The organism is Pseudomonas sp. DC1.2 (assembly GCF_034351645.1).
In the GTDB taxonomy this organism is placed as follows: Bacteria; Pseudomonadota; Gammaproteobacteria; order Pseudomonadales; family Pseudomonadaceae; genus Aquipseudomonas.
Genome location: NZ_CP133782.1, coordinates 2,863,628 through 2,876,103, shown reverse-complemented (window position 1 = coordinate 2,876,103; position 12,476 = coordinate 2,863,628). Strand labels below are relative to the sequence as shown.

The following is a 12,476-nucleotide window of genomic DNA, read 5'->3' as shown; positions in this document are numbered from 1 at the left end:
TCGTAAGAGTGTTATTGTTCCGATTGGTCCCAACGGATAGTGCCGTCGCTTTGTATTTTGCCAGTGCCATAAAACTCATGATCTTTATCGTAAACCGTGACGGCCTGACCGCCGGAAACCTCTTGATAGCAATAAACCGTTATATCGCCGCTGTCATTCACCTGCATGGTAAATGGATCGTCGGCGACAATGTCTGGCACAAACTCGATAAATGCGCCGCCTAACGCATTCCCAAGTTTTATATTGTAATACTCCCCGATACGGCTCTTTGCAGTGCCTACAGGCACAGCAAGGGCGACCTTGCCAGACGGTCCTTGGTAGTAATAAGCCGACTGATAAGTGGTCAAAAACGGGGTGTAAGATGCCTTGATGGCGTAGGAGTCATACTGTGGAGCATCGAATTCCACGTACCAATTTTTACTGCCGTCGGTGTATATATTGGTGACGGTCGCGTACTTGTCCGGGGTTGACGTGTTTGATCTGTAAACCTCTACAATCGGCGGATCTCCTGCTGTTGCCAGATCGCTGGAAGCTGCTCCAGTTGCGCCCTGAGTGCATTGCTCGGGAATAATAAAATCTGTATCCGCGTACAAACGAGGAGGTAGCAACAGAACAGTAAAGGCTAAAAACGTAAGGTGGCGTTTCATTTGAATGTCACTCCCCAGTATATCGCCTTATGATCGGATACGTTTTGCCGCCACCCGAGCCCGGACAGACTGTTGGTGGTGAAGTAACAAGAAGGATCACCCGTCAGGGAAACACCGGTTATTACAAAGTGGTCATAAGGACTGGAAGGCGCCCCCTTGGCGGTCAGGCTGGTCGGAGTATTTGTCGGACAGGCCGACGGCGCGGTTGTTGGATTCGTTGTCGGATCAGCCCATTTAAAGCCGTTCTGATAGGCATTTTTTTTGTTGGTCACTGCCAGATTCCAGTCACCACCGATCACCACTGGAAAGCCTGAGGGAGGAATCTTTATTGTGCCGTACGTCGTCGTGGTGAGGCTCTTGAAAAATGCGCCTGCTGCCGTGGCCTCGTCTTGACGTGGTTTTACCGTCTTACCGAAAACAGAATGAATATTGGCGAACCATGCATATTTGTCGGCCTTCCCCGCCACTTTGATTTGTGTAAGTATCGCGTAGGGAGGACGACTGTACGAAGTGCTGGGTGCATTGATATAGGCAATAACTGTTATCTTGCTGGATTGATAAACGAAACAGTAAGCCTCCTTGTAGGAACTTGCCCCCTTCATTGCCGAGCAATCTTGCTTGATGCCAGTACCCAGCCCCGTGCACGGCACGGACGTCTGCATTGTCTCTTGTAAAAACAGTATATCCACTGTACCCATTAGGGTTTTTATTTGATCACATTTATTCTTTGTGGTGGTTGTCGTGCCCCACCCAAGATGGAGCGCATTTAAGGCGCCGACTGTCAGGTCAGCTGCATTCGCGCTGGCGCTCAGAAAAAGCGCAAGCATCCAGGCCGAGAGGAGAACGCTCAACTTCCGAAGCATAATTCCACCCCATCAGGTGATATTTATAGAGTCGCCCTTGAGGAGCGGCGAGTCATACTGATCCCCAGCTTTACCCGAATAGATCGGAGGCTGTGCCGAATTGCTCGGAAGAAAGATAAAGTTGGCTTGATAGTACTTGGTGGTCGCCGCGGCGCTGGGCGCGCCAGTGTTCTGAAGTCGTCGGTTCATGCCGAGGCTCAAGTCGGAATTTATATTATTGCTGTTCCTGTATTGGGCCGATGTCGGGTCGGCATATTCCGCAACCAGGTTTTTGACCGTGGTCCCTAATGGAACGGGCATCGGATTGCCGTTCAGAAGTACTGTAATTTCGGGAACCAGCATGACCCTGCTGGTAAAGCTGATGCTTACAATCGGGTTTCCGCTTACCTGCTTGCCGCAGCCGGTCCCGCCATTGAGAATGTCGGTAGTGGCGGCTTCGAGATCGGCAAATGTGTCGGCTCCGATTAACCACGAGCTGAGCTGTTGCTGCGGGCCGCTATTATCCAGTGAGGCGGAACCGGTGATTATCGTCGGGAGAATCACTCTGAGATGGCGCCGGGTATTGCCCCCAAGGCACAGATCGAGCGGCCCCGCGGCCAGTATCGGGCAGGTCGACGCTGGATTGGTCCCGTATCCCGGAGCGAAGGCGCCAGCAAAAGCATCCAGCGCGAGAGAAATATCAGGTCTTTGAACCACGCGAAGCCGGCTGGTACCGGTGTTGGCGAAGGCATTGAACCCATAGCCAGGCCCGCCGGGTGGGTCGCAGTATTGGTAACCTGCCCATTCAACTCGCAAGCTCATTCCTGGGGCAAGGTTGACGAGTTGGTTGACCGGATCGAAACTATAGAGATACGGGAGAACCTCGTCGATCCGAAGAGGCATGGATAACGCAACACGATTGAGTAGCGTCACAGCTGCGCCGGGTAGAAGTCCGCCACTTGTCGATGTGCCAGGGACTTCGAGTGCTTCAACCTGCTGGCGAAACTGTTTGAAAGCCGCAAGCATTTGGGGCCGAGTCGTTGGATCCTGGCTATATACCGACGCAGCGGTCACGCTGATCAATGCAAGAAACGTCGTACTCGAGTAACTCGATTGCACAAACGAGAGTGTGAACACCGAGTTCTGGGAACTGGTGATGCCCGGTGTTGCCACCGTTGTATTGGGCGCACACACCGAGATGACGTAGATCAAGAGTGGCTTGGTATAATCCGGCGTCCCCACCGTTATAGGTGGAATCAGAAACGGCCCCTCGATTCCACTGGATACAGTCGGGGGCAGCGCGTTCGAAAAACTATAAGAGCTGGTAGCCATTCGCGTACCTTTCCCTGCTCAACTGCTGATATTAGTGATGAGATATTGAGCTGTTGGACTCAGCGTCCCGGCATTGATGCTGCTACATTGTGCCGTGAGGGTATCGCTGGTGACCGATACGTTTACCGTCAAGGCAGCCCCCTGTTTTCGCTCCCAGGAGACAACTAGCGATCCACCATTGGCGGGCAAGAAGGAAATACTTCCGCCAACAGCAGAGAAAGCATTGACTGCCGCATTGAAGTAAGTAAGCGCACCTGCGGGAGCGAGAATCGTGTTCGGCAAGGGGATGCAGTTCCCATCCTGAGGAACCCAGCTTCCATAGGTCAGCACTCCAACCGTCAGCGTTAAAGCGGTGTCACTTGAATTCTGAATTGCAACTTGAACGACATAGACATCGTTCGCTTGCTCAGCCAGCATGAGACTGACCCTCCCCGTAGCGCAGAAAGGGCTGACACTTCGGTGCCAGCCCTTACTTGTTCAGTGGACTGGCCCCTATCAAACCGGACACCTGCACCCCGTTAAATTGATGCCGCTGCCAAACGCCTAAACTCCCGTGGTGAACGGTATTTCAGCGCGCTGTGCGGATGCTCCTCGTTGTAATGCTCAAAGGCAATCGTCAGGTTACGCAAGGCTGTTTCCCGGTCAGGTTTGGGCATGTGCGCGACGTAGTCGCGTTTCATCGTTTTGACGAAGCTCTCGGCCATGCCGTTGCTCTGCGGGCTACGCACCGGTGTGGTCACCGGTTGCAAACCGATCTGTCGGGCAAACTGGCGTGTCTGTTCAGCGATGTAGGCCGAGCCATTGTCGCTCAGCCATTGCACCGGGGTGGCAGGCGCCTCTTCACCGAAGCGTTTTTCCACCGCCTCCAGCATCAGATCACGGATATCGTCGCCGCTGTACCCGGTCGGGCTGGCCACCCAACCGATGGCTTCGCGGTCGCAGCAGTCCAGGGCAAAGGTCACGCTCAGCTTGGCGTTATCATCACAGCGAAACTCAAACCCGTCCGAGCACCACCGGGTATCGCTGGTGGCCACGGCAATTCGGCCTTCGTGACGGCGTGCCACACCCGGTTGTTTAATCCGTCGCTCCAGCAGCAACTGATGATCGCGCATGACGCGATAAACCCGCTTGACGTTGATCGGCGCCTGACTCTGCTTTTCACGCCGACGACGCAGCAACCCCCACACACGGCGGTACCCGTAGCTGGGCAGTTCACTCACTTCAGCCTGAATTTCTTCGACCAGTGCGGCATCGTCCAGCGCAGGGCGACGCCGCTCGACCTGAGCATTTGGGTTGAGTCGAACCGTCAATTGCGAGCGCGCTACACCGAGACTTTCACTGATCAGCTTCACTGGTCGTCCCCCGGCAACAAGGGTGAGTGCGCAATCCATTTTCGCGACCGAGCAATCTCCACAGCTTCCTGAAGGATCTCGACCTGCATGGTTTTCTTGCCAAGCATGCGCTGTAGCTCGCGGATCTGCTTGAGCGCATCGGCCAGCTCGGAAGCGGGCACCACGCTCTCCCCAGCACTGACAGCCGAGAGACTGCCGCTCTGATAGAGCTTGCGCCACTGAAACAACTGGTTGGCATTCACGCCATTCTGTCGAGCCACCACCGAGACGCTTTGCCCCGGTTGCAGGCTCTCGCGAACCATGGCCAGTTTTTGCTCCGGGCTCCAGCGGCGACGCCGCTCCTGACCCAAAAGCTCCCCACCCTTATCGTTTCTATTAGTCATATACACAGTCGTTTGCCTATCCCTTATGTTAAGGGGGAAACGGTGTCCTGTCTTTCAGGGGGCTCGTCCATTCAGAGACGATCAGTAGTCGCCGTTCTTGACTGAGGCTACGAACTTAGTGCTCGTACTCGCATTGGTGATGATCACTTGCTGAGTGGGGTTGTTGGTTTGGGCGTTGATTATCTGGTAAGTGACAGCCAGGTCGGTAGCCGTGTTGTTCACACTGCCGGAGACCGGGGAGCCCGACGGCCAACTCCAGACCGGAGTGATGCTGCCCCCAGCGGCTGGTGTCAGTAGGATCTGACCTCCGAGCGCCGTCAGGGTGTTAGACACACCGTTAACGTAGGATTGCTGGGTCGTTGCTTCAATCACTGTGCCGGGAACCGGCGCCGACGCCCACTCTCCACCCGTCAGAAGGCCGTAGTTGACAGTAATATCAGCGCCGCTTGCGTTGAAAATCTCGATGGTAAGGGAACGTACGAATGTGCTCATCCTTGGCCTTCCATTGGGTAGTTTAGATGCATGTCATATGCGAATCTGAGGCTAGTAAACAGGGGCATATTTCGCAAGTTAATCCAAAGAAATTTTTAGGACTGCTCTGATCAACGCATCACCATTGAGCGCAGAGTTGAAAAAACTGTCGGTTCTACGTTATTTTTTTAAAAAAACGTCCCGTACGTAACGTCTGCCTCGATGAACCTTGTCGACTAGCCTTTCGTGTTAAGCGCACGTCTCGGCACCTGTGCCCGCCGAGCCACCGGGCCGTTTTTGCTGATCACCTAGTGTGCTGTCTCAGAAAAAACGTTTTCTTTAGACTGTGATGCCATCGCCTCTCATGCACGCTGGATCTTGCGCAAGATGTCTTCACCTTTTGCATTCCAGACGTATCGGCTTGGCTGAGCATTGTGTAACGCTAAAAAAGTGGTCATGGAGCTGGCCAATTCACGTGTCGAACTGAAGCTGCCATCACGTAAGTAAACGGTGATATCTCGGAAGAAGCGTTCAACCATGTTCATCCAGGAGCTTGATGTCGGGGTGAAGTGCATGTGAAATCGCGGATGTCGCTTGAGCCATTCCTTGACCACCGGATGCTTGTGCGTGGCGTAATTATCCACGATCAAGTGCAGTTGCAGGCCCTTGGGGGTTTCCCGGTTGATCCTTTTCAGGAAGGCCAACCACTCCTGATGTCGGTGTTGAGTTTCAATGCTGCTGATCAGCCGACCTTGCAGATAATCCATCGCCGCAAACAGCGTGAGCGTGCCGTGACGAACATAGTCATGGGTTTGTGTACGGATATGACCGATACCCAATGGCAATCCGGGCTGCGTGCGCTGCAAGGCTTGAACCTGGCTCTTCTCATCGCAACAGAACACCAGGGCTTTATCGGGAGGCGCCAGATACAGCCCGATGACGTCCCAGAATTTCTCTTCGAAGTTCGGGTCATTGGACAGCTTGAAGGTGCGTGCCAGGTGCGGTTTTATGTCGTTGGCGGCCCATATCCGCTGGACGCTGGCCGGTGAAATGCCGGCGACTCGAACCATGCTACGACAGCTCCAGCGAGGCTGACCGATACGCGGCTGAGTGACTTGCTCAAGGGTTCGCTTCAACGCTTCGGCCGGCAAGGATGGCTTGCGACCTCGTCCGGGCAGATCCACTAGGCCTTGCAGACGCAGCGCTTGAAAACGCTTGCACCAGCGAGTGACTGAAACAACGGAGAGACCGGTCAGTTGGGCAATCTCGTTGCGCGAGCAGCCTTGAGCCGCCAGTAAAATCACCCGCGCCCGACGACCGTCACGCTGACTGATCGTGGCTGATCTTAGGCGCCGACTCAGTTCAATGTGTTCCTCTTCACTGAGCGCGATGTTCTGAGAATTCATGTGATCACTCCAAGCACTGACTGACCACAGAAGCATAGCTCAGGCTAGAAACTTATTTCGGAGACAGGACACTAGCAATGGCCCGTTTCGCTTGAACAAAAAGTTCTGCATGTGAAGCGATAATCCGCTCCACTAGGTAGCGCGCATCTTTTGTCACGCCGGAAAAACGCTCCGAGCCCCTGGTGTACAGCCGTGGCACCCCGAACAAGTACAGACCTGAATGCGTCGTGACCCCGCGGTGGAGGCACGGGTGGCCGCTGCCATTGAAAACGGCGGCCTCGATCCGGGTAAAGTCCGACCCGAAGTCGATACACCAGATGACGCTGGTGATACCTGCGCGCTCAAGGTCCAGTTCGCTGAGCTCTTGCTCGAGTGTCCCGGCGTTTTGCAAGGTAGTTGTCGCGTCAACCGTGTTTTTATGCGGCTATGTTCAGTACTGGTAACTCCCTTTCCGGGTTAAGCGTGACGACGCCGATGGGCTGCCAATTACGCGTCGCACCTGACCAGCGATGTGGGTGTTGATGACGAGCTTGCTGATACAGCACATGGCGCTTGGCCAAGACCTGTTTATCTTCACCGCGATGACGTTGCGCCGGGGTCACGAAGCGGATGCGGTTATGGCGGTGCTGGTGGTTGTACCAGAGGATAAAATCACGTACCCAGATCCGCGCTGCGTCCAAACTTTCAAAGCCGCCAGTCGGCCATTGCGGGCAATACTTCAGGGTTCTAAACAGCGACTCCGAGTAGGGATTATCATTGCTGACCCGTGGTCGTCCCCGTGAGGGAGTGATGCCCAAGTCGTACAGTTTGCTCAGCAACGTCACCGACTTCATCGGCGCGCCGTTGTCCGAGTGCAGCACCAAAGGCCGCCCCGCGCAGCGTTCGGTAAGTACCGTGCGCGCCATCAGTTCAGCCGCCCGCTCGCCGCTTTCTTGCTCGTAAACCTCCCAACCCACGGCCTTGCGGCTGTAAATGTCCTCAATCAAATACAGGTAGTAATACTTCCCACGCACTGGCGAGGGAAGGTAGGTAATGTCCCAAGACCAAACCTGATTGGCGGTGGCGGCACGGTGAATGGTCGGCGATGCGTGTTTGTGCGGTGCATGGCTGCGGCCACGTCGGTGCTGCTGATTAGCCGCGTTGAGGACGCGGTAAAAGGTTGACTCTGAGGCCAGGTAACGGTTTTGATCGGCCAGTATTGGCACGATCTGGCTGGGTGGCAGGCTGACAAATGGTGGGCTGTTGCAGACCTCTAAAATAGCGCAGCGCTCCTGCTCACTCAGGGCATTGAGTGGTCGTGGGCGTAGCGTGGTGGTGCGTATATTGGCCTGCATTACAGGCCTCAGCGCCCAGCGCTGCAGGCTTCGCAGCGACAGCCCTATCTCTGCACTGGCAATCGCTTTACGCGCCCCAGAAGCCACTGCATGGTTAAAACGCTCAACGAGTTGTAGCCGTTCTGGCAGCGAGGTCAGACGCCCTCGTTGTCGTTTCCCCAGAAGGCATTCATCTTTTTTCGCAGCACCAGGATCGCGGCGGTTTCTGCCAGCGCCTTGTCCTTGCGACGTAGGTCGCGTTCCAGCTCGGCAATGCGCTTTTTGTCAGCCCGCGCCTGCTCTCGCTCAGCTTGGCGTTGCGCCTGAGCGGACAACTGGCCGGTGATGCAGGCTTGACGCCAAGCGGCTATTTGTTCGGGATACAGCCCTTTGCTGCGACAGTATTCGCTGAGCTCGATTTCGCTCAGCGTGGCGGTATGCAACACCGCTGCGAACTTGGCTTCGCCCGACCAGTTATCGGCACTGCTTTTATCTCCGGGCACCACAGCGCCTCCTGCTTTGAGCTTGGAGCGCCAAGCATACAGGGTGGCTGGGGCGATGCCTTCCTGACGCGACAACTCAGCCACGGACATGTTTTGAGGAGGCAATAACTTGTTGATAAGGGAAGCTTTACGCTCGGGTGAATAGCTCGACATGACAACTCTCTTTGACGCCCCCGATTTATCGTTTTGATAGATCAACTGAGGCGACAACTAGCCTGACACCGGGGGCTGGCCTGAAGGTGATACTCGATGTTTTGAGAACGAAAAAAGGAGGATGGGGAATCGCTTTTTGGTTTGCTTCTCCCAGCAGTTACCTCGGAGGCAGTCGACCCCAAAATGTGCTTTTTTCCGATGCAGATGAAGTGTTGCTTGCGGCCCAAGATGAGGTGTCAGGTATCACACACGGATAGCCCAAAAGGGTTCGAGACAGTTGTAATAACCGATAACGCGCAGACCCGGTTGTTGCAGATTGCTAGGGCGTTGCTTAACATCACATCAAGCCGTTTCACTCTCTACCCTGGTTATCACATGCCTGCGTCTCCGATTCCTTTGTTTGACACCTACAATCGTTTTAGAGACCTGAATTTCAGTCGTGTGTCTGATGAGCAGCCTGTTGTCACTCAGTACCTTTTCTCCTTTCCGTCAGAGATAAAGGCTCAAGAGGGTTACTTGGCGGTTCGCGGATTCCTAAAGTCCTATTCAAACAACGAAGCCACGGCGGTCTCAAGGACCAAGTGCAACACCTGATGTAAGGTGTTGCCATGCCAACGAAGTACACACACCTCAGCACTGAGGAGCGCGTCGCCATCATGGTGATGCAGCTTCAACAACTCACCCTGCGAGCAATCGCCGTTTTGCTCAGACGTCATCCCAGTACGATTAGCCGTGAGATCAGACGGCACAGCCAACTGGGTCGATACGATCCGGCTCACGCCGCAAGCAGCGCACGAGCGCTACGTCACAAGCCACGCCGTCAATCTCGCTTATGCTCTGGCTCTGAGTTGTTCCAAGTGATCATGGAAATGCTGCGCATTGGCTGGTCACCCCAGCAAATCGCTAGCAGACTACGCAGTATCTGGCCCGATCACCCCGAGCGACATGTGAGTCACGAAACCATCTACCTAGCTATTTATGCCTATCCGCGAGGCGAGTTGAAGCGTCAGCTCATCAGCTACTTGCGCCAAGGTAAAGGCAAGCGGCGACCGCGAACCCAGAGTGCCATACGTCGAGAGCGCTATCCTGCGGAGCTCAGCATCCACCTACGCCCACCGGAGGTCGAAGACCGCCTTGTCCCGGGGCACTGGGAAAGTGACCTGATTATCGGGGCCAACAACCGCTCCGCTGTCGCCACGATGGTTGAGCGCACGAGTCGTTATGTGATCCTGGCAAAACTCGACGCACCGACCGCCGATGCAGCCGCTCAAGCCATTACCCGAGAAATGTCGCGCATGGCGCCATCACTGCTGAGAACCATGACGCACGACCAGGGCAGTGAAATGGCCCATCACGCCGAAATCACAGCCCACACCGGCATGAAGGTTTACTTTGCTGATCCGCACAGCCCCTGGCAACGCGGGATGCGCCAGTATTTGCCCAAAGGCACTGATCTCTCACTGGTCAGCCAGGAGCGACTGGGCGAAATTGCCGACATGCTGAACACTCGTCCACGCCAAACGCTAGGCTGGAGGTTTCCGATCGAAGTCCTAGTTGATTACCTTCAGCTATCTGCGAGCAACAAGCTCGAAATCATTAACTGACTGTTGCACTTGGTCCTTGAGACCGCCCACCCAGAATAAATCCCGACACACTTTGTGCAATTTCATCAGTCAGGGAGTTTTCAAGCCATGCACTCAGGAGATGTGAGTACACGACTTTCTGGTTTTCATCTTCCACGCCAGCTTGCGTAGCGATCAGAACCAATGCTTGAACCTTTTCTGGGTAACGCAGCGCGGCCCGCAGACTGACGTAGCCACCTTGCGACATACCCAGTAAAACGGCCTGATCTATATTAAGGTGGGCCAGAAGAGCAGATAGGTCGTCTGCACTATCCCAGAGACTGAATGGCTCGTTGACGAAGGCAACCTGTCCATGCCCTCGTTGGTCCCACGTGATAACTCGATAGTGCTCACGTAATGCGCAGACCTGAGCGTCGAAATACTTTCTCATGGTCTATTCATGGACCAAAGCATGTTCGACGCTCAGGTCTGCGCGAGCGGCTACCGTAGCGGTCGTCCAGCAGTTCAAGCATGTAGCGCCGCTGAGCAGCGGCAAACGGAGCCAGGTTTTGCCCGCGCCGGTGGGGCCGCCGATGATCAGGTTCAGGCCGTCGCGTAGCCATTGACCGCTGCATAGTTGCAGGATCAGAGACTTGTCCAAGCCACGTGAACTGCGGTAGTCGATGTCTTCAAGACAAGCGTTGTGGCGCAGTCGGGCCGCTTTGAGTCGAGTGCTCAAGCGTGCATCTTCACGCTCGGTCAGTTCGCGGTCGACCATCAGGCCGAGGCGTTCATCGAAGCCAAGGTCGTTGATGTCAGGCGTTGCGTGTTGCTCACTCAGCGCCTTGATCATGCCGTGCAGACGCAGGGTTTGCAGCTTGTCCAAGGTCGGGTTCGGTAGCATTTCGAAGCTCCTTTTTCAGGTCAGTGGTAGTAGCCGGGGCCACGCAGATTGATGTGCTCGTCGGGCAGCAGCGGAAGGTTTTGTTGGGCTAGCGGTAGCTTTTCCAAGCCTTGGCGCAGGATCGATTCAAGTGACAGAGACGGCGGTGATGTGCGACCCCGAAGCAGCCGCCTCGACGTTGCAGGCATTGCACGATCTCGGTGCCCAGATTTCCATCGATGACTTTGGTGCCGGTTATTCTTCGCTGGCTTATCTCAAGCGGTTTCCGGTCGACACGCTCAAGGTTGATCGGTCATTTGTATTGAACATTCTCGACGACCACGTCGATCAGGCAATCGTCCGCGCTGTCACGGATCTGGCGCATAGCATGCACCTGACCGTGGTCGCCGAAGGCGTAGAAACGACAGAGCAGGCGCAGATATTGCGGGAATTGAATGTCGACTTGTTGCAGGTTTTCTCTATGCGCGTCCAATGCCTGCAGAACAATTGGAAACCTTGCTGAATATGGGCGGAAACAGCCAGCATGAGGAACTGACATAAGGACAATGTCACGGTGTTCTTGCGGTCGTTATCCACATCGATATAACGCCCGCTACGCGGTCGGTGTAGGAGCTAGCGCAGCCTGCGATCGTGTGACGGTTGATAAAGGTCTGGGGCAAGATCAAAAGATCGCCCGAACGCGGCCCGAACCTTCGGCAGCTCCTTTTAAGTTCGACCACCCCCTTCCTCGAGGACTAACTCGCGCAACGTATCAAGAAACAGCTTGAGCACCGGCGAGTCATCGTCCGCGCGGTAAGTGGCGTATAGCGGCACTTCCGGCAATGCCGGTGTCAGGCGACGAAACACCAGCCCGGCTGGCGCCATCTGTTCGATGGACGCTGGCAGCAGCGCCACACCGAAACCGGCCCGCACCAGACTGAGTAAGGTCTGAACCTCGATCACCTGCTGACGAATCTGCGGCGTAAATCCCGCCTTGATGCAGCACTGGTAGAGAAAATCGGCAAACCGCGACTGCTTGAGTTCCAACGCCACGAATGGTTCCTGCGCTAGGTCCGAAGGCGCCAGGCTTTCGCGTCTGGCCAACGGATGATCAACGGGCATCACCACCCGGATCGGCTCGTAGATCAGCAGTTCATTGCGCAACTGCGGATCGTCATAGCCTACCCTGAATACACATGCATCGATGCGTTTCTCCTTCAATGCCATGACCTGTGCAGCCGGCGTCATTTCATGCAGACGCCAGGTGACCTGCGGATAGCGCTCGCGAAACAGGTGTAACGCCCGAGGGAGTACCCCGACCATCACCGAACTGATCATGCCGATTTCCAATTCTCCCAACTGGCCGCGACCGGTCTGACGAGTCAGATCAAGCGCGCGATTCAGTTGTTCGAACACTAGCGGCGCCTGTTCCTTGAGCATCGCCCCGGCCGCCGTCAGCTCGACCCGATGATGGCTGCGCTCGAACAACGGCGTACCCAGCTCCTCTTCCAGCAGACGAATCTGCTGGCTAAGCGGCGGCTGACAAATGTGCAACCGCGTGGCCGCCCGGCCGAAGTGCAGCTCTTCAGCCAGGGCCATGAAGTACCGCAGCAAGCGCAAGTCCATGGC

At 55.4% G+C, this 12,476-nt stretch carries 12 protein-coding genes and 1 pseudogene; 2 read left to right on the top strand and 11 right to left on the bottom strand.

The window, feature by feature from the left end; all coding sequences use genetic code 11:
- Positions 1-11: 11 nt before the first annotated feature.
- The 8 genes from RHM68_RS13020 to RHM68_RS12985 form a co-directional block, all read right to left on the bottom strand.
- Entirely contained in the window at positions 12-647 is a 636-nt protein-coding gene (locus RHM68_RS13020; protein ID WP_322223597.1) for a hypothetical protein, read from the bottom strand.
- Positions 644-1,510: a deoxyribonuclease gene (locus RHM68_RS13015; RefSeq protein ID WP_322223595.1), complete on the bottom strand. Its 867-nt coding sequence runs from the start codon at positions 1,508-1,510 to the stop codon at positions 644-646. The genes RHM68_RS13020 and RHM68_RS13015 overlap by 4 nt, the downstream gene beginning before the upstream one ends.
- Before the next feature lie 12 nt (positions 1,511-1,522).
- Positions 1,523-2,821, bottom strand: a complete 1,299-nt coding sequence (locus tag RHM68_RS13010) for a hypothetical protein (RefSeq protein ID WP_322223592.1) — start codon at positions 2,819-2,821, stop codon at positions 1,523-1,525.
- 18 nt (positions 2,822-2,839) lie between these two features.
- Positions 2,840-3,238 (bottom strand): hypothetical protein, encoded by a 399-nt coding sequence (locus RHM68_RS13005; protein WP_322223590.1) that lies wholly within the window; start codon positions 3,236-3,238, stop codon positions 2,840-2,842.
- Between the two features lie 101 nt (positions 3,239-3,339).
- A protein-coding gene (locus tag RHM68_RS13000; protein ID WP_322216042.1) for an IS3 family transposase occupies positions 3,340-4,556 on the bottom strand; the annotation gives its coding sequence in 2 pieces (ribosomal slippage) (positions 3,340-4,211 and positions 4,211-4,556; 1,218 coding nt in all).
- Positions 4,557-4,637: 81 nt separating this feature from the next.
- Positions 4,638-5,048, bottom strand: coding sequence for a hypothetical protein (locus RHM68_RS12995; RefSeq protein ID WP_116642573.1), 411 nt, complete (start codon positions 5,046-5,048; stop codon positions 4,638-4,640).
- Between the two features lie 341 nt (positions 5,049-5,389).
- Positions 5,390-6,433 (bottom strand): IS630 family transposase, encoded by a 1,044-nt coding sequence (locus RHM68_RS12990; RefSeq protein ID WP_322223586.1) that lies wholly within the window; start codon positions 6,431-6,433, stop codon positions 5,390-5,392.
- Positions 6,434-6,849: 416 nt separating this feature from the next.
- A protein-coding gene (locus RHM68_RS12985) for an IS3 family transposase (protein ID WP_322223584.1) occupies positions 6,850-8,402 on the bottom strand; the annotation gives its coding sequence in 2 pieces (ribosomal slippage) (positions 6,850-7,940 and positions 7,940-8,402; 1,554 coding nt in all).
- Between the two features lie 608 nt (positions 8,403-9,010).
- Here RHM68_RS12985 and RHM68_RS12980 point away from each other — a divergent pair.
- The gene (locus RHM68_RS12980) at positions 9,011-10,006 is read left to right on the top strand and encodes an IS30 family transposase (protein WP_322223582.1); all 996 of its coding nucleotides are present in this window, start codon (positions 9,011-9,013) and stop codon (positions 10,004-10,006) included.
- Here the strand turns inward: RHM68_RS12980 and RHM68_RS12975 are convergent.
- Together RHM68_RS12975 and RHM68_RS12970 are read right to left on the bottom strand one after the other, a co-directional pair.
- A complete protein-coding gene (locus RHM68_RS12975) occupies positions 9,999-10,415 on the bottom strand; it encodes an alpha/beta fold hydrolase (protein WP_322223580.1) in 417 nt (138 codons plus the stop codon). The two genes, RHM68_RS12980 and RHM68_RS12975, sit on opposite strands and share 8 nt — an antisense overlap.
- A 96-nt stretch (positions 10,416-10,511) precedes the next feature.
- Positions 10,512-10,868: pseudogene (locus RHM68_RS12970) on the bottom strand (ATP-binding protein); the annotation flags it as partial.
- A gap of 148 nt (positions 10,869-11,016) precedes the next feature.
- Here RHM68_RS12970 and RHM68_RS12965 point away from each other — a divergent pair.
- On the top strand, positions 11,017-11,370 hold the full coding sequence (locus RHM68_RS12965; protein ID WP_322223579.1) for an EAL domain-containing protein: 354 nt from the start codon (positions 11,017-11,019) through the stop codon (positions 11,368-11,370).
- A 203-nt stretch (positions 11,371-11,573) separates the two neighbouring features.
- Here the strand turns inward: RHM68_RS12965 and RHM68_RS12960 are convergent, their stop codons facing one another.
- Positions 11,574-12,473, bottom strand: a complete 900-nt coding sequence (locus tag RHM68_RS12960; protein ID WP_282479334.1) for a LysR substrate-binding domain-containing protein — start codon at positions 12,471-12,473, stop codon at positions 11,574-11,576.
- Positions 12,474-12,476 lie beyond the last annotated feature (3 nt).

Bases quoted from the DNA above. Each gene is read 5' to 3' on its own strand.
- RHM68_RS12960 (WP_282479334.1), bottom strand. From the start codon at position 12,473: ATGGACTTGCGCTTGCTGCGGTACTTCATGGCCCTGGCTGAAGAGCTG.
- RHM68_RS13020 (WP_322223597.1), bottom strand. From the start codon at position 647: ATGAAACGCCACCTTACGTTTTTAGCCTTTACTGTTCTGTTGCTACCT.
- RHM68_RS12980 (WP_322223582.1), top strand. From the start codon at position 9,011: ATGCCAACGAAGTACACACACCTCAGCACTGAGGAGCGCGTCGCCATC.
- RHM68_RS13010 (WP_322223592.1), bottom strand. From the start codon at position 2,821: ATGGCTACCAGCTCTTATAGTTTTTCGAACGCGCTGCCCCCGACTGTA.
- RHM68_RS12975 (WP_322223580.1), bottom strand. From the start codon at position 10,415: ATGAGAAAGTATTTCGACGCTCAGGTCTGCGCATTACGTGAGCACTAT.
- RHM68_RS13005 (WP_322223590.1), bottom strand. From the start codon at position 3,238: ATGCTGGCTGAGCAAGCGAACGATGTCTATGTCGTTCAAGTTGCAATT.
- RHM68_RS12995 (WP_116642573.1), bottom strand. From the start codon at position 5,048: ATGAGCACATTCGTACGTTCCCTTACCATCGAGATTTTCAACGCAAGC.
- RHM68_RS12990 (WP_322223586.1), bottom strand. From the start codon at position 6,433: ATGAATTCTCAGAACATCGCGCTCAGTGAAGAGGAACACATTGAACTG.
- RHM68_RS12965 (WP_322223579.1), top strand. From the start codon at position 11,017: ATGTGCGACCCCGAAGCAGCCGCCTCGACGTTGCAGGCATTGCACGAT.
- RHM68_RS13015 (WP_322223595.1), bottom strand. From the start codon at position 1,510: ATGCTTCGGAAGTTGAGCGTTCTCCTCTCGGCCTGGATGCTTGCGCTT.